At 53.3% G+C, this 17472-nt stretch carries 11 protein-coding genes; 7 read left to right on the top strand and 4 right to left on the bottom strand.

Annotated features, from left to right (window positions below; all coding sequences use genetic code 11):
• Window positions 1-181 precede the first annotated feature (181 nt).
• Window positions 182-682: a hypothetical protein gene (locus ACMV5I_RS03345; protein ID WP_414823674.1), complete on the top strand. Its 501-nt coding sequence runs from the start codon at window positions 182-184 to the stop codon at window positions 680-682.
• Window positions 683-1051: 369 nt separating this feature from the next.
• Here ACMV5I_RS03345 and ACMV5I_RS03340 read toward each other — a convergent pair whose 3' ends face one another.
• Window positions 1052-2659: an ABC transporter substrate-binding protein gene (locus ACMV5I_RS03340; RefSeq protein ID WP_414823673.1), complete on the bottom strand. Its 1608-nt coding sequence runs from the start codon at window positions 2657-2659 to the stop codon at window positions 1052-1054.
• Between the two features lie 69 nt (window positions 2660-2728).
• Entirely contained in the window at window positions 2729-4477 is a 1749-nt protein-coding gene (locus ACMV5I_RS03335) for a sigma-54 interaction domain-containing protein (RefSeq protein ID WP_260513823.1), read from the bottom strand.
• 483 nt (window positions 4478-4960) lie between these two features.
• Here ACMV5I_RS03335 and ygeW point away from each other — a divergent pair, with 483 nt between their 5' ends.
• The 5 genes from ygeW (at window position 4961) to arcC (ending at window position 11438) form a co-directional block, all read left to right on the top strand.
• Window positions 4961-6148, top strand: a complete 1188-nt coding sequence (gene ygeW / locus ACMV5I_RS03330) for a knotted carbamoyltransferase YgeW (protein WP_024529727.1) — start codon at window positions 4961-4963, stop codon at window positions 6146-6148.
• Between the two features lie 73 nt (window positions 6149-6221).
• Window positions 6222-7415: a diaminopropionate ammonia-lyase gene (gene dpaL, locus ACMV5I_RS03325; RefSeq protein ID WP_261142991.1), complete on the top strand. Its 1194-nt coding sequence runs from the start codon at window positions 6222-6224 to the stop codon at window positions 7413-7415.
• Between the two features lie 69 nt (window positions 7416-7484).
• Window positions 7485-8702: a YgeY family selenium metabolism-linked hydrolase gene (locus ACMV5I_RS03320; RefSeq protein ID WP_414823672.1), complete on the top strand. Its 1218-nt coding sequence runs from the start codon at window positions 7485-7487 to the stop codon at window positions 8700-8702.
• Between the two features lie 376 nt (window positions 8703-9078).
• Window positions 9079-10479 (top strand): dihydropyrimidinase, encoded by a 1401-nt coding sequence (gene hydA / locus ACMV5I_RS03315; protein WP_414823671.1) that lies wholly within the window; start codon window positions 9079-9081, stop codon window positions 10477-10479.
• Window positions 10480-10505: 26 nt separating this feature from the next.
• On the top strand, window positions 10506-11438 hold the full coding sequence (gene arcC, locus ACMV5I_RS03310) for a carbamate kinase (protein ID WP_024531380.1): 933 nt from the start codon (window positions 10506-10508) through the stop codon (window positions 11436-11438).
• A gap of 63 nt (window positions 11439-11501) precedes the next feature.
• Here arcC and yqeB read toward each other — a convergent pair whose 3' ends face one another.
• Window positions 11502-13091: a selenium-dependent molybdenum cofactor biosynthesis protein YqeB gene (yqeB, locus tag ACMV5I_RS03305; protein ID WP_202728671.1), complete on the bottom strand. Its 1590-nt coding sequence runs from the start codon at window positions 13089-13091 to the stop codon at window positions 11502-11504.
• Window positions 13092-13119: 28 nt separating this feature from the next.
• On the bottom strand, window positions 13120-13896 hold the full coding sequence (yqeC, locus tag ACMV5I_RS03300) for a selenium cofactor biosynthesis protein YqeC (RefSeq protein ID WP_414823670.1): 777 nt from the start codon (window positions 13894-13896) through the stop codon (window positions 13120-13122).
• Window positions 13897-14364: 468 nt separating this feature from the next.
• Here yqeC and ygfK point away from each other — a divergent pair, with 468 nt between their 5' ends.
• Complete coding sequence (ygfK, locus tag ACMV5I_RS03295; RefSeq protein ID WP_414823669.1) at window positions 14365-17472, top strand: putative selenate reductase subunit YgfK; 3108 nt, start codon at window positions 14365-14367, stop codon at window positions 17470-17472.

Genomic DNA, 17472 nt, shown 5'->3' with positions numbered 1-17472 from the left:
CCGCCAGATACAGCACATCATATTATTGATGTACCTAGGGGGTGTTCATTGGAAGAAGAAATATCATATTCAACTCCTAGGGGTAGTAATAATTTTAAGTTAACATTTGGTTATGCAGAGAGTAAGCCCGACTGCTTACGCAGTATAATATTTAGTGCCGATTGAGTGAGGCAGAAGCACAATGAATCGCATAAATATATTCAATAAGTATCCTCCATTAACGGGTTTTTATATTCCATCGTCTTGGTTTGTATTGAAAAATAGTATGTTTGATGTAGACCCCTCTGCGTTTAAAACTATAACATCAGAAGATGAGTTGTTTTTAATCAAAGATCATTTTTTTGGTGAAGATTTGTTTATCTCTAGAACAGAGTATCCTTTTTCAACCAGAGATAATATTGTTGCGGTTGTATCAATCGGATGCAGACTTTTTGACGATAGAGACTTAAGCGAGATACCTATATGTTTCTATGATGTAGGATTTTATTTCAATAAAAGTGGTAAGGGACAACAAACCTTGTACCAGGTTGCAAGTATAGTCACCAATAGATTTGATGCCATAAAAAAAGCATCATTATATATGAAGGTTTTCTCTCATTATGTTACCCCCGCAATCTCTAATGGTGAACTTAACGTAAAAAGTAACTTTCAAGAGTATTTTAGTAGTTTGGGTGTGTTGTAAGTATATGGTTTGGAGTTAAAGGCAGAAGCTCGCTCCGAAATATTCTGTCTGGGCGGTGCTGTGCATGATGTTATTCATCATCGCTGATGATTTTTTTAATTCCATGTGAGTGGGGGAGTGATTTGTTATCATAATGCCAATAAGACTTTTTAGCATTATCTTTGTGGGGTTATTGATTCAGTTGATTTTAATGAACATGTGGAGATTACACATGGTGACAAAAGAGACTATCTGACACTTGACGATGGAAAATTAGTAAAGAGAAAGAGCGTTGGCTAACTCTTTCTCTGGGAGTTAAAGGAACCATTCTGGAATCTTCCTGCTATTTTTTATTTGTTATTACGCCAACACATTACTCCTGCCCCCCCCTCAATGAGCAACAATATACAACTCCTTGCTATAAACATAATCCTGAGGGTTATGCGTAGGGAACCCACCCACATAAGGCTTTAATAGCTTAATCAACGGTTGATAATAGATAGGAATAATTGGTGCTTGCTGGTTAATCCTTGCTTCGGCCTGCGAATATAATCCATCGCGAGTCACAGGATCTAGGCTGTTTTCTGCCTGCTTCAATAACCGGTCGTACTCGCTATCCTGCCAGTGCCCGACGTTTTCCACATTGGTGGATTGCAAGGTATTCAAAAACGTCGAAGGTTCATCATAGGTGGCATCCCAAGACTGTCGGGAGAGCATAAAGTTCCCGGCCCGTCGTGCATCCAGGTAGGTTTTCCACTCCATATTACGCAATGTCACTTGAGCTCCGAGCATTTTCTTCCACTCCGAAGAGAGTGCAATGGCGGTTTTCTCGTGCAAATCGTATTTGTTGTAGAACAGCTCAAACTTAAGCGGGTGCTGTTTATCATATCCCGCCTGGCGCAATAGTTCCTGCGCCGCTGCTGCGCGCTGGACCAGCGGTTGATTCAACTCATCCAATACCGGTGGTTTAAAGCCAGCAACTTGCGGTGGGGTTAAGGTGCTTGCTGGCTCACGCAGCCCGAGCACTTTACGTGCAATGAGATCGCGGTCAACCGTAAGGTACAAGGCGCGGCGAACTCTCACATCGTTAAACGGCGGTTTGGTGGTATTAAAATTATAATATTCGGTGTTTAAGCGTGGGATAATCCGCAGTTCGCCGGGCAGATTCTTTTGAATATCCTTGATTTGATCTGCCGGTACCCAGGTGAGATCCAAATCCCCCGCACGATAGCGGTTGTAGCCAGCAACCGCATTATCGACCACCAAGTATTCAACCTGCGTCAGCACGGTTGCGGCCCGGTTCCAATAGTGTGGGTTAGGCTTGGCGACAATTTTCTCATTCACCACGCGGTTGCCTAGCACAAATGCACCGTTAGAGACGATATGTTCCGGGTTGGTCCATTTCTCACCGTATTGCTGCACCAGTTTATGAGGGACGGGGAAGGTGGTTGGCCATGCCAACATAGAGATAAACCACGGGGTAGGTTGTTCTAAATCAACCTGCAAGGTGCGCGCATCTATCGCCCGAACGCCCAACTCATTCGGCGGTATCTTTCCACTCACAATCTGCGCTGCATTCACCACATGTGCAGAGGCTAAGTAGTCAGCAAATGGGCTGGCAGTCGCAGGATCAACGGCACGCTGCCAGGCAAAAACAAAATCCTCCGCCGTTAACGGCGAACCATCGGACCAACGTAAATTGTCGCGCAGGGTGAATACCACACGTTTGCCATCCGCACTGATTTTCCAGCTTTCGGCCTGGGCGGGCTGCACGTTGCTGTTACCATCAAGCCATACCAGCCCTTCAAACAAATCCAGCGCCACCTGGGCTGCGGTATTTTCTTCTATTTTTTGTGGGTCTAGCGTGCTGGGTTCACTGTGATTGTTGTAGCGAAATACTTGCTGGGTGGCTAGTGAAGTGCCGGTCGGGACTTGAGCGGCATACAGCGGTGCCACGCTCATCAGGCTGACCAGCCACAATGGCGACAATTTTTTCATGATATTCCCTTGGTTTTCCTAAGTGTAGGTAGTTTATCCCCGTAAACCTGCGCAAGCTATCTCCCCCCCTCAATGAGAAGACAGCTCATACTTCTTTATCTTGCGATACAGCGTCGCGATACCAATCCCCAGCTTCTCCGCCACCACCTTCTTGTTCGCATGCTGGCTCAGCGCCTCCTCAATCATCAGCTTCTCCATACTCTCCAAGCCCGCCATATCGTGGTTTTCGCAACTCTCTGTGGCCTTATACGTAGGCACGCTGGCGCGAGCTTCCAGATGTTGCCCACGGGTCAGATTGGGTGGCAGCAAATAGGTATCGATGATTTCACCGCTCGGCACCACGTTAACCAGATACTCCATCAAATTACTCAGTTCGCGCACGTTGCCTGGCCAGCGGTGTCGGCGTAGCAGCTCGAGTACCTCTGCCGAGATACCGGGGTAGATAATGCCGATCCGCTTGGTGTGCAAACTGAGGAAGTAGTGCACCAGCAGTTCGATATCGCCTTCGCGCTCACGCAGCGGTGGCAGGGTGATGGGGATAACGTTCAAGCGGTAATAGAGGTCTTCACGGAACTTGCCTTCGGCAATGTACTGTTCCAGGTTCTGGTTGGTGGCGGAGATAATGCGGATATCGACCGGGATCGGCTTGCTGGAGCCGATGGGCAACACTTCACGGGATTCCACCGTGCGCAGCAGCTTGGCCTGCAACATTAACGGCATATCACCGATCTCATCCAGGAATAGCGTCCCCTGATTGGCCGCCTGGATCAACCCCACCTTGCCATTGGCCGAGGCGCCGGTAAATGCGCCCTTCAGGTAACCAAACAGTTCACTCTCCAACAGTTGATCCGGAATGGCGGCGCAGTTAATGGCGATAAAAGGTTTATCGCTGCGGTTGCTCAGGCGGTGGATCGCTCGAGCCACCACTTCTTTGCCGGTGCCGCTTTCGCCAACCACCAATACGCTGGAAGGGCTGGGAGCAATACGGGTAATTAAATTTTTCAGCAGGCGCATCGGTTTGCTTTCCCCCGCCAGTTGCTCAATACGCGGGTCTTGCAGGACTAGAGTTTCGTTAAATGAGGAATGTGACTGATGGAAGGCCATTAAAAATAATTGATGATCCTGAACCTGATGCAGCTGGCCAATCATAATCTCTTGGTTATCGTCAAAGGAGAGAATATGTTGCAGATGTCCGCTGGTGTAATTTTGCTGGAAGGTGAGGGCGCGAATAGTAAAGGTTTTGCCGATAATATTTTCCTGCGGCATATTGAGCTGCTTTAAGGCCATCATATTGGCAAACTTAACCTGGCTCTTTTCATTGAGTATTAACACCCCCTGATCCATATTTTCAATCAGGCTGAAAAGCACTTTATTTAAGCCACCGCTGCCGCCTTGCGTCTCCAATAAGTTGGAAACGAAAACGTTGGAGATATTGCGCACGTAGCCCGAGAACTCTTGCAGGTTATCCCGCAACCTTTGTTGCTGTTCCAGGGTGAAGGCCACCAGGCTGATCACGCCGATGCAGGTATCCTGGAACAGGATAGGAATGCCAAGGAAGGCCTTTTCCTGGCACTCATCTTTGCTGGTGCAGCCTTCGCACACCGGGTCGTAACGGGAGTGGGTGACTATTTTTTCGTTTTTTGTATCAAGCACATATTTCAATAACCAGGAGTTGCTGCCAAGCTTGATGCCAAATTGTTTGCCATACGGGCCAGTGCCTGCCACGCGTACCAGGTTGGCATCGACAATCTCTACCTCCAGCAGCAACACGCTGGAGAGCATCTTGGTAAAGCGCAAAATTGTCGGTTGGATCTGCATAAGAGCCGACTGGGCAGTGGCCGGTGCTATCATCACGCGTCTCCCGTTATCGTCATTGAAAAAGAAACGATAATACACTACGGCCAGATATAATTTGATAGTCATCAAGCTAATCCCACAGAGAATAGAGATTCTGCTGTTAGCATCACATTTTATTATCAAAATGATACTGTACGCTAATTCCTATCATTTTGGGTTGCGAGAAAGGCTGATAATTATAAATGGCAGATTCACGCCGCAGGGAATTATCCCTTGCCAGCAATATCCTGACTGAAAATTTCACTTTAACCGCCGCTAAAACCCCATTTTATGTGATCGCCATCATAATAATCCGCAGTTTTATGTTACGTAGCTTAACTTTCCCCTTGTTGGCACGCTTATTGATTGTCCTGTAGCCAGACGCTGAAAAAAGCGTATTTGTTATTCCGAGGTTAGGCACTTGTTTTAACGGATCACCACCACACTCTCTATTTAGGGGCTAAGATGAGAACAGTTAACCAGTTAATTAAGGAAATAAGCGCGTTAAAGTCCAATTTACATCAAAAGGACTTTTTACTGACGTGGGAACAGAGCCGTGACGAGCTGGAACTGGTGCTCAAGCTGGCGGAATCGCTGAAAACCATGCGCTCAGAAAACATTGCCACCAAGATTTTCAACAGTGGCTTAGGCATCTCCATCTTCCGTGATAACTCCACGCGTACCCGTTTTTCTTATGCCTCGGCGCTCAACCTGCTGGGGTTGGCGCAGCAAGATCTGGATGAAGGTAAATCGCAGATTGCTCACGGGGAAACGGTACGTGAAACGGCCAATATGATCTCCTTCTGCGCGGATGCCATCGGTATCCGTGACGACATGTATCTGGGAGCAGGCAACGCCTACATGCGTGAGGTGGGTGCCGCGCTGGATGAAGGGTTCGAGAAGGGCGTGCTGCCACAGCGTCCGGCATTGGTCAACTTGCAGTGCGATATCGATCACCCAACGCAGGCGATGGCGGATCTGGCGTGGTTACAGGAGCACTTTGGCAGCCTGGAAAATCTGAAAGGCAAGAAGATCGCCATGACCTGGGCTTATTCACCCAGCTATGGCAAACCGCTGTCGGTACCGCAGGGCATCATTGGCCTGATGACCCGCTTTGGCATGAAGGTGACGCTGGCCCATCCAGAAGGTTACGACCTGATCCCAGACGTGATCGAAGTGGCGAAGAACAACGCCGCCGCTTCCGGTGGCAGCTTCCAGCAGGTGACCTCGATGGCCGAAGCCTTCCAGGGCGCGGATATCGTTTATCCGAAATCCTGGGCGCCGTACAAGGTTATGGAGCAGCGTACCGATCTACTGCGTGCCGACGATCACGCGGGTCTCAAGGCGCTGGAGCAACAGTGCCTGGCGCAAAACGCCTACTACAAAAACTGGCACTGCACCGAAGAGATGATGAAGCTGACCAAAGGCGGTGAAGCGCTCTATATGCACTGCCTGCCAGCGGACATCACCGACGTATCCTGCAGTGAAGGGGAAGTCTGTGCCAGCGTATTCGAGAAGTACCGTATTGCCACCTATAAGGAAGCCAGCTGGAAGCCTTATATCATCGCGGCGATGATCATGGCGCGCAAATTCTCCAACCCGGGACTGGTGTTGGATCAATTACTGAAAGAAGCAGAAAAACGCATTAAATAAATTTACCTGGTCAGGGATACCGGGCGGTGTCCCTGCACGGTGAAAGTTAATGCGACCAGAAGAGGTAGCGGTTATGTCGGTTTTTTCATTGAAAGTGGCGATAGAGGATAACCGTTATTTTAACGGCGAAACCTCCCCTCTGTTCTCTAAGGCGCAAGCGCAGAAAGCGCGCGAGTTTCATAAAAAGATCGCGGGTTATCAGCCAACGCCGTTATGCGCGTTGGACGATCTCGCTCAGCTGTTTGGTGTGCGGAAAATCCTGGTCAAAGACGAATCCAAACGCTTTGGCTTAAACGCCTTCAAGATGCTCGGCGGTGCGTACGCCATTGCCCAGCTGCTGTGTGAAAAGTACCAGATTGATATTAATGCGTTTTCTTTCGAAAAGTTTAAAACCATGGCGACCGAGAAGATGACCTTCGCCACCACCACCGACGGCAACCATGGCAGGGGTGTCGCGTGGGCGGCGCAACAGCTGGGCCAGCATGCGGTGGTGTATATGCCTAAAGGCTCGGCACAGGAGAGGGTGGATCACATTCTCAACCTGGGTGCCGAGTGCATCGTCACCGATATGAACTACGACGATACCGTGCGTCTGACCATGAAAACGGCTCAGGAACGTGGCTGGCAGGTGGTGCAGGACACCGCCTGGGAAGGCTACACCAAGATCCCAACCTGGATCATGCAGGGGTACGCCACGCTGGCAGACGAAGCGGCCGAACAGATGCGGCAGATGCAGATCGAGCGGCCAACCCATGTGCTGTTACAGGCCGGTGTCGGGGCGATGGCAGCGGGCGTGCTGGGCTATCTGGTCGACGTGTTTGGTGCGGATAAGCTGCATTCGGTGATCGTCGAACCCGAGCTGGCCGATTGCGTTTATCGCTCCGGGGTAAAAGGGGAAATCGTCAACGTGGGCGGCGATATGGCCACCATCATGGCCGGTCTGGCCTGTGGTGAGCCTAACCCCTTGGGCTGGCCGCTGCTACGTAACTGCGCCACGCAATTTATTTCCTGCCAGGACAGCGTGGCGGCGTTAGGGATGCGGGTGTTGGGTAATCCGCTGGGTAACGACCCGCGCATTATCTCCGGCGAGTCCGGTGCCGTGGGGTTGGGCGTACTGGCAGCGGTGCATCACAGCCCGCAACGTGCGCAACTGATGCAAAAACTCGGTCTGGATAGCCAGTCGGTAGTGCTGTTGATCAGCTCCGAAGGCGATACCGACGTGAAGCACTATCGCGAAGTGGTGTGGGAAGGGAAGCATCCGGTTTAACCACAACCGTCAGATTACTCAACCTCTCGCAGTAGCGAGGGGTAATAAAAAATTGGAGAAAAAAATACAATGGCAAAGCAAATTCCTTTCGAATTGGTGTTAGAGAAAGCCTACCAATACAAAGATGAGATGACGCGCTTCCTGCGGGACATGATCGCCATCCCGAGTGAAAGCTGTGACGAAAAGCTGGTGGTGCTGTGTATCAAGAAAGAGATGGAGAAGGTCGGGTTCGACAAGGTTGAGATTGACCCGATGGGCAACATCCTGGGCTATATCGGCCACGGCCCACACCTGATTGCGATGGATGCGCATATCGATACCGTCGGCATCGGCAACATCAAGAACTGGACCTTTGACCCGTATCAGGGGATGGAAAACGACGAGATCATCGGTGGCCGTGGCGCATCGGATCAGGAAGGCGGCATGGCTTCCATGATTTACGCGGGCAAAATCATCAAGGATCTGGGGCTGGAAGATCAGTATACGCTGCTGGTGACTGGCACCGTACAGGAGGAAGACTGCGACGGCCTGTGCTGGCAGTACATTATTGAGCAATCCAACATCCGCCCAGAGTTCGTGATCAGCACCGAACCGACCGACTGCCAGATCTACCGCGGCCAGCGTGGCCGTATGGAAATCCGCGTGGATGTGCAAGGCATCAGCTGCCACGGCTCGGCACCGGAGCGCGGTGATAACGCCATTTTCAAAATGGGCCCAATCCTCAACGAACTACAACAGCTGTCCGGCAACTTGGGCAATGACGATTTCCTGGGCAAAGGCACGCTGACCGTTTCAGAGATTTTCTTCACTTCACCTAGCCGCTGCGCGGTAGCAGACAGCTGTGCGGTCTCCATCGACCGCCGCCTGACCTGGGGCGAAACCTGGGAAGGGGCGTTGGACGAGATCCGTGCGTTGCCAGCGGTACAGGCTGCCAAGGCGGTCGTGTCGATGTATGACTATAGCCGTCCGTCCTACACCGGTCTGGTGTATCCAACCGAATGCTACTTCCCAACCTGGAAGGTCGAAGAAGATCACATCACGGTGAAAACCCTGAGCAAGGCCTATCAGGGCTTGTTCAAGAAACAGCCGGTGGTGGATAAGTGGACCTTCTCTACCAACGGGGTCTCTATCATGGGGCGTCACGGTATTCCGGTGATCGGTTTTGGCCCGGGCAAAGAGCCTGAAGCCCACGCGCCGAACGAGAAAACTTGGAAAGACCATCTGGTGACTTGCGCGGCTATGTATGCCGCCGTGCCTTTGGCTTATCTGGAAGAGTTGGAGAAATAAGCGACCCCTCACCCCAACCCTCTCCCACAGGGAGAGGGAGCTGTCCGGAGTCTGTGGTTGGTCCGTGCAGCTTCGGAAAGTGGGGTACAAGAGGAAAGATATTACACATAGAAATCAGCGAACTCGATCGGTCTCCACAGGGAGAGGGAGCTGGTGTCGAGTGGTTTTCAAATGTGCAAATTTCATCTGTAACGAGGGTGATGTAGTAGGCGAGCCTCTGCTTCTCCAGGAAGAACGCTAAAACATCCGCGAGCTCGATCGGTTCCCTCTCCCTGTGGGAGAGGGTTAGGGTGAGGGGCCTATCCAGCACCCAGCAAGCATCACACAGCAATATACCCGGCACCCTCCGCCGGATTTTTTTATGGAGTGCCTAGCAATGAAGCAGTTGATTAAGAACGGCATTCTGGTTGATAGCGACGGGCAGTACGCTCAGGATTTGTTGATTGAAAACGGGGTGATCTGCCAGCGCGACACGGCGATCGAAGCCGATAGCCAGTGTGAAGTTATCGATGCGTCCGGCTGTTACGTCATGCCCGGTGGCATCGATGTCCATACCCATTTCAATATCGATGTCGGCATCGCCCGCAGCTGCGACGATTTTTTCAGTGGCACCCGCGCGGCGGCCTGCGGCGGTACCACCACCATTATCGATCATATGGGATTTGGTCCGGCGGGCAGCAATCTCCATCATCAGCTCAACGTCTACCACCAGTATGCGGCCGGCAATGCGGCGATCGACTACGGCTTTCACGGCGTGATCCAGCATATCGACGACGGCATTCTCGAAGAGATGGCCAGCATGGTGCATGACGAAGGGATCAGCAGTTTTAAGCTGTATCTTACCTACCTCTACAAGATTAATGATACCGACGTGTTACGTGCCTTGGGGCAACTGCGGCAGGTTGGGGCATTGACCACCGTCCACCCGGAAAACGATGCCGCGATCGCCTTGCGCCGTGCTGCGCTGGTGGCTGCGGGTAAAACAGCTCCGATCCACCACGCATTAAGCCGACCGTTGGAATGCGAGGCGGAAGCGATTGGCCGGATGATCAATCTAGCCCATCTGGCAGACAACGCGCCGCTGTACATCGTCCATTTATCTAATGGTCTGGGGCTGGATTATTTGCGTCTGGCACGCCAACAGCGCCAACCAGTGTGGGTAGAAACCTGCCCGCAGTATCTGCTGCTCAATGAACAATGTTACCTGCGTGAAGATGGGGCGAAATACATCCTCAGCCCACCGCTGCGTGACCAGCGGGAGTTGGATCGTCTGTGGGTAGGCATTGCCGACGGTTCTATCGATACCGTCGCCACCGACCACTGCACTTTCCCTTATCACCAACGGCAGGCAATGGCGGCAGGAGATTTTACCCGTTGCCCGAACGGCCTGCCTGGGGTCGAGAATCGCATGATGCTGCTGTTCTCTCATGGGGTGATGAGCGGGCGGATTTCCCCTTCACGCTTTGTGGCGCTCACCAGCAGCAACCCGGCGCGGTTGTTCGGCTTGTGGCCGCGTAAAGGCAATCTAAACCCCGGCGCAGATGCCGACGTGGTGATCTTTGATCCGCGCCAATCCACGGTTATCAGCCACGCTCGGCTTCATGACAATGCGGACTATTCCCCTTATGAAGGTTTTCAGTGCCAAGGCGCGCCGGTGCTGACGATGTGCCGGGGTGAAATCGTGGCTCGTAATGGCGAGTTTACCGGGCGGCAGGGATACGGGCAGTTCTTGCGTCGTCGACCTTTCAATGCCCAGATCGCGGCAAAAATGGGGTAACACCTCACTAAACAACAAGGATCAAAATGAACAAGAAAATAGTTCTGGCACTGGGCGGTAACGCATTGGGCGAGGGTCTGGCGGAACAGATGCAGGCGGTCAAAACCACCGCGCGGGCGATTGTCGATTTAATCGAGCACGGCCATCAGGTGGTGGTGACCCACGGCAATGGCCCTCAGGTGGGTATGATCAATCTGGCGTTTGAGGCGGCGGCAAAAAGTGAAGCCCATACGCCGATGCTGCCGATGTCGGTGTGCGTTGCGTTGAGCCAGGGATATATAGGTTACGACCTGCAAAACGCCCTGCGTGAAGAGTTGCTCGATCGCAATATCGTCAAGCCGGTAGCCACGCTGATCACCCAGGTGATCGTCAACGGCAGCGATCCGGCGTTCCTCAATCCCACCAAGCCGATTGGCTCGTTCTTTACCAAGGCCGAAGCCAGCCAACTGACCAAGAACGGTTACAACATGGTAGAGGATGCGGGCCGTGGTTACCGTCGGGTTGTGGCTTCGCCCAAGCCGATCGACATCGTGGAGAAAGAAACGGTACGCGCCATGATGGAGGCCGGGCAGGTGGTGATCACCGTGGGGGGCGGCGGTATTCCGGTGATCCGCGAAGGTAACCACCTGCGGGGAGCCAGCGCGGTGATCGACAAAGACTGGGCCAGTGCCAAACTGGCAGAGATGATCGATGCCGATATGCTGATCATCCTCACCGCGGTGGAAAAGGTGGCGATCAACTTTGGCAAACCGAATGAGCAATGGCTGGAGCAGTTGAGCATTGCCGATGCCCAGCGCTTTATCGAAGAAGGGCACTTTGCCAAAGGCTCAATGCTGCCGAAGGTAGAAGCGGCGGTGGCGTTTGCCGAATCCAAGCCAGGGCGTCAGGCGTTAATCACGGTATTGAGCAAGGCTCAGCAGGGCATTGAAGGCAAAACTGGCACGGTGATTAGCCATTAATCACAAACACCAGGCTCACTCTTAGGGGCGCTGCATACAGCACCCCTTGTGAGTCAACAATCGCTATCTGCGCCCAAGTTTCATAATGGCTTCAAGCACCGCCCCGGCGATGGCCCGCGCCTTATCTGACACCGTGGTGTAATCCGCCAGCGTACCGCGTGGGTCGATATCACCGATTTTAGTGCCGGTTTTGACCTCTAGCCCATCATGCAGCAAACCGCGAACCATACCGGAAAGTGGCGCAATCACCGGCACCTCGCCGCAGTGGGCCACTACATCCCCCTCCTGTACCAAATCCCCCAAAGCGACGCGACATTGCATAACGCCATCGGCTGGTGCACGGATCACTCGGCGGGTGGTGTGGCCAGCGATATTGCCGGGAATACCGGTATTGGGATGGGTGTAACCTTGATAAATCACTCGTCCCAGTGCGTGGCCGCGATTGGTTTCGATCACCGCATCGCAATCCTGCCCGGCGTTGAAGCCAGGACCAAGGGCCACGGTGAACGGCGCCATATTGCGGTGGGTCCCCAGGTTTTGTTTGGCCAGAATGGCATCCACCAGAAAGCGAGGTTTGAGCTGCTCCAGGCTGCGGGTCTCTGGGTCAACCAACAGCGGGATCTCGCCGCGGTTGATGATGTCGAAGGCTTCGTTGACGTCGTTGGCCAGGCAGGCGGTGACGCCCTCCACGCAGGTTTTGCCGTCAAACATCGCCTGGGCAAATGCCACCGTCCGGCGGATGGCGGTCGGCTGGGCAATGTCGAGCATGATGACCTGAAAACCGGCATGAAACAGCCGCAGCGCCACGCCGGTGGCGATATCGCCCGCACCACGGATCACCACCAGTTTGTCGCGCGTTAAGCGGATGTCATTTTTCATCAGTCCGCCAGCGGATTGGTTGCGTACCTGCAGCAGTTCTGCCAGCACGCTGATGGCGATTTCTTCCGGCGTTTCTGCGCCGATGTTATAGCCGACCGGGGCATGCAGCCTGGCGAGCTTCTCATCTTCCACACCGCGCTGGCGCAACTGTTGGGTAAAAGTCTGTACCTTGCGGCGGCTGGCGAGCAAACCCAGATAGCGCAGCGGTTGCTCGATCAGCACGTTGAGTGCCTCGCAATCCTGATTGTTGGTGGCGATAATCACAAAGTTGGCCGGATCAATATTCATCTTGTCGATGGCCGCCGGGAAGGTCTCGCCATGAACCAGAGTGGTGCCCACTGGAAATAGCGCCGGGTCGAGGCTGGCCGGGTAGATATCGGCAACGTGAATATCGAAGCCGAGCGGCTTGGCGGCGTTGGCGATGGCGCGGTTGACGTGCCCGGCACCGATCAATATCAGGCGCGGGCGCAGGCCATGCACGTCGATATACACCGACATTGCGCCTCCACAGTCCGAGCCTACCGCATCCTGCCCGGTGCGCGCCATGCGACCGTGAAACACCCTGGCCTTGCGCTCCGCAATGGCGGCAATTGCCTGTTCGATCACCAGGCGTTCGATCATGCCACCACCGATAGTGCCAATACAGCCACCATCGGCCATCACCAGCATTTGCCCCGAATGGCGCGGTGTAGAGCCACGGCTTTCGATAATCTGGGCGAGCGCAAAGGGCCGGTTTTCTTCTTCTAAACGTGCAGCTTCGGCGAAGATATTCATTATGACCTCGTCAATAACCTCAGAAATATTATCGTGTTAAGCGCCGTATCAGGTGGTGGATCGCCGGGGTCTCCTGCACTGCGCCAAACCAGATGGCGCTGAGCGCCAGTTCTGGCCGCAGCAGCGGTTGCCAGCGGGAAGCCGGTTGATTATCACAATGAGAAGCCTGATTGATCAGCCATACTCGTCGTGCCTGCGGCGGCGTACCTTTGAACATTCCGTCAGGCTGAGCGATCAGGGTGTCGAATACCCGATGATCCAGTACTTCACCGGCACCGACCCCCGTCAGCGCTGAGAAAATCGCCCAGCGGTGAATTTGCTGTGGGTCTGCGGGACGATCGATCACCTGGCCTCCGGTTAGCGCGATAACACAATCACTGCGGGAGGGGATGCAAGGTTCATGCCTTGCCGGGGCTTTCAGGGGTAACCCTCGGGAGCCGTCCGCTTCGACCAGGATCACATCGAAGGCACCATGCTGTTTGATTTCATCGATTTGCTCGGGGGGTAACCCGATAACCTTGTTATCCTGCGGCTGATAATGGCTGAAGCAGGCGGTAATGGCCGGGGTGCTGCTGGTGGTGGGCGGTTGGCCTATCAACAGGTGGTGGTAGTTGGCAGCGGTGGGCAAGTACATCTTGGTGGTGGTAGTGAACAGCACACGCTTGCCCTGGTGATAAAAGGCTTGCGCCAACCAGTGCAGGGTGCTGGTTTTCCCCCCGGCCCCAATCAGGGCGATCAGCAGCGGCTGGCCCCGATCGAGGCGGTGATATTCCTCTCTGAATAATTCTCTGAAGCTGGGCGTCATAAATAGCCTGTTTTATGAGTCAGAAAGCGGGACATATAACCGTGATTTAACTGATAACCAATATGCGGTTTTTTCAGGATAGATTGCCGATTTAATAGCAAACAACCTTGATGTAATCGCTATTTGGCAAACATTCATACTTTATCGATTGCGGTCTCGTTTTTAACCAAAGTGCTATTTGGCCGTATCAAAGTGATAGCTGGCGATGTTTTTTTGATAATTGATTCCATTAGCGTAGCCGTGATGATTAAGTGACTTCCTGCACTGATTTTTATTCTCACTTGCGATTGTGAGCCCGTTCACAAATAAAATTAACAATTAGAACTGCCTCACGAATTTAACCGCTGCCCAACCCCGTGGGGAGATTTGGCCTGATTGTTGCTGCGTTATGCATAACCGATGTGAAAAACCGTCCTCAGGTTTTTGCTCACTCATCATTCAGGCATTTCGTCGCAAGGAGATAAAGCTATGGGAGATTTAATGCGTCCCGTTCCGTTCAAGGCGCTGTTAACCCGGATTTTCGATGAATATCATGAGAGCCGGTCTATTTTTGGTATTCCAGAAAAGCAGTTTTATCGTAAACATGACGATCGGCGGATTAACGTCTTCAATGAAAGTTGTGAAACGCCGCTTGGCCCGGCCGCAGGCCCGCATACTCAGTTGGCGCAGAATATTATCGTCTCCTGGCTGACCGGTGGGCGCTTTATCGAATTGAAAACCGTGCAGATCCTCGATCGGCTGGAGTTGGAAAAGCCCTGTATCGATGCCGAAGACGAATGCTTCAACACCGAATGGTCGACCGAGTTCACGCTGCTCAAAGCCTATGATGAATATTTAAAAGCCTGGTTTGTCCTGCACCTGCTGGAGGAGATGTTTGATCCACGGGTCAAGGGGGAACGTAAATCCTTCATCTTCAATATGAGCGTGGGTTATAACCTCGACGGGATTAAACAGCCGCCGATGCAGGACTTTATCCATAACATGATGGATTCTGCACAGCACCCGAAATATGCCGAGTATCAACATATTCTTGCCGCATGGGTTAAGGACGAGGGCTTTATTAGCCAATTCGCCTTATCCACCCAACGTGGGGCATTGGCACAGCTGCCAGAGCATATTCCAGCGCAACTGGTCAGCGGCATTACCCTTTCGACCATGCACGGTTGCCCGCCAGATGAAATTGAAGCCATCTGCCGCTATATGCTGGAGGAAAAACGGCTCAATACCTTTGTAAAATTAAACCCGACGCTGCTGGGTTATCCGCGTGTGCGTTCCATTCTGGATAGTTGCGGATTTGATTATGTCGGGCTGAAAGAAGAGTCTTTCGAGCACGATCTTAAGCTGGAACAGGCGATTGCGATGTTGCACCGCTTGACCGCGCTGGGTAAACAGCAGAATTTAGGCTTCGGGGTCAAACTGACCAATACCCTGGGGGCTATCAACCATAAAGGTGCCTTGCCGGGCGAAGAGATGTATATGTCCGGGCGCGCGTTGTTCCCGCTTTCCATCAACGTGGCGGCGGTTCTCTCCCGTGAATTCAACGGGGAACTGCCGATTTCCTATTCCGGCGGGGCAAGCAAGTTTAACGTTCGCGAGATTTTTGACACCGGCATCCGGCCAATCACCATGGCCACCGATCTGCTCAAGCCCGGCGGTTATTTACGCCTGACGGAATGTATGCAAGAGCTGGACGCTTCCGATAGCTGGCAGATGACGCGCATCGATGTCGATAAGCTGCAAGCGCTGGCAGACAAAGCCGTCAGCATGGAATACACCCAGAAACACTGGAAATCAACGGATCGCATCGACGCCGGTGGCCCACTGCCGATGATTGACTGTTACGTGGCTCCTTGCGTCACTGCCTGCGCCATTAAACAGGATATCCCGGAATATATCCGGCTGCTGGGCGAACAGCGCTATGCCGATGCGTTGGAGCTGATTTATCAGCGTAACGCCTTGCCAGCCATTACCGGGCATATCTGCGATCACCAGTGTCAGTACAACTGCACCCGTCTTGATTACGACAGCGCGCTGAACATCCGCGAACTGAAAAAAGTGGCGTTGGAGAAGGGCTGGGATGAGTATCAGCGCCGCTGGCATAAACCGGCAGGCTCTGGCAGCAAACGTCCGGTCGCCATTTTGGGAGCTGGCCCGGCGGGTCTGTCCGCTGGGTACTTCCTGGCACGGGCCGGGTATCAGGTTACGTTGTTTGAGCGCGAGGCCAATGCAGGCGGGGTGGTGAAAAACATCATTCCACAGTTCCGTATCCCGGCGGAGCTTATCGAGCACGATATCGACTTCGTGGCTGCACACGGCGTGAAGATGGTCTATGGCTGCGATCCCGATCTGACCGTCGACAAGCTGCAACAACAGGGCTTTGACTACGTGTTTATCGGTATCGGCACCGATAAAAACAGCGGCGTGAAGCTGGCGGGTAATAACCGCAACGTCCACAAATCTTTGCCGTTCCTGCGCGATTTCAACCTCGGTAAGCCGATGAACCTGGGCAAACACGTGGCCGTGGTCGGTGCCGGTAACACGGCAATGGACTGTGCCAGGGCTGCATTGAAAGTGCCAGGCGTGCAGGACGTCACCGTGCTGTACCGCCGCACGCTTAATGAGATGCCAGCCTACCGCGAAGAGTATCAAGAGGCGGTAGAGGATAACGTACAGTTTATGTTCCTCACCAACCCGGAACACTTTGATGCCAACGGCACCTTGACGGCCAGAGTGATGGCGCTCGGCGAGCCGGATGAGAAGGGGCGTCGTCGCCCGGTCGCCACTGAACAGACTTTGACGCTGCAGATGGATACCTTGATCACCGCCATTGGCGAGCAGGCTGACGAGGAGGTGCTGCATAAGTTGGGTGTACCGTTGGATGATGCGGGCTATCCGCAGGTCAACACCGCCACCGGCGAAACCCCCCGGCCTAACGTTTTCCTGATCGGCGACGTGCAGCGTGGCCCGTCATCCATTGTTGCTGCCATCGGTAGCGCCCGCAACGCCGCCGAAACCGTGCTGGCGCGGGAGAACGTCAAAACCCATCACGCCGATAAATACTGGTCGAACGTCGATCCGGCGGAAATCTATCGCCGCAAAGGCACTATTTCAGTAGCGATGGTGGATAAAACCGAGCGCGAAGCCTTTGTTGCCCAAGAAGCCCAGCGCTGCCTGGAATGTAACTACGTGTGCAGCAAATGCGTCGACGTTTGCCCGAACCGCGCCAACGTGTCGATTGCCATACCGGGCTTCCAGGATCGTTTCCAGACCCTGCACCTGGACGCCTACTGCAACGAATGCGGTAACTGCGCCCAGTTCTGCCCGTGGCAGGGTAAACCATACAAAGACAAGGTGACGATCTACAGCCTGCCGCAGGACTTTGCCAACAGCACCAATCCAGGGTTCCTGGTGGATGGCGCGCAGGTCAGCGTTCGGCAGGGCGGCAAGCTTTACCAACTGCAGATCGATAGCGACGGCCAGTTTGAGCAAGTGCCGTCGGAACTGGAGGATATGTGCCGCATTATCAGCCATGTGCACACTCATCATCATTATCTCCTTGGCCAGGTGGAGGTGTAA

This window comes from Serratia sp. T13T92, from assembly GCF_047530105.1.
GTDB classification, from domain to species: Bacteria; Pseudomonadota; Gammaproteobacteria; order Enterobacterales; family Enterobacteriaceae; genus Chania; species Chania fonticola.
Note: the sequence above shows the minus strand (reverse complement) of the source record. Positions and strands in the feature narration are given on the sequence as shown.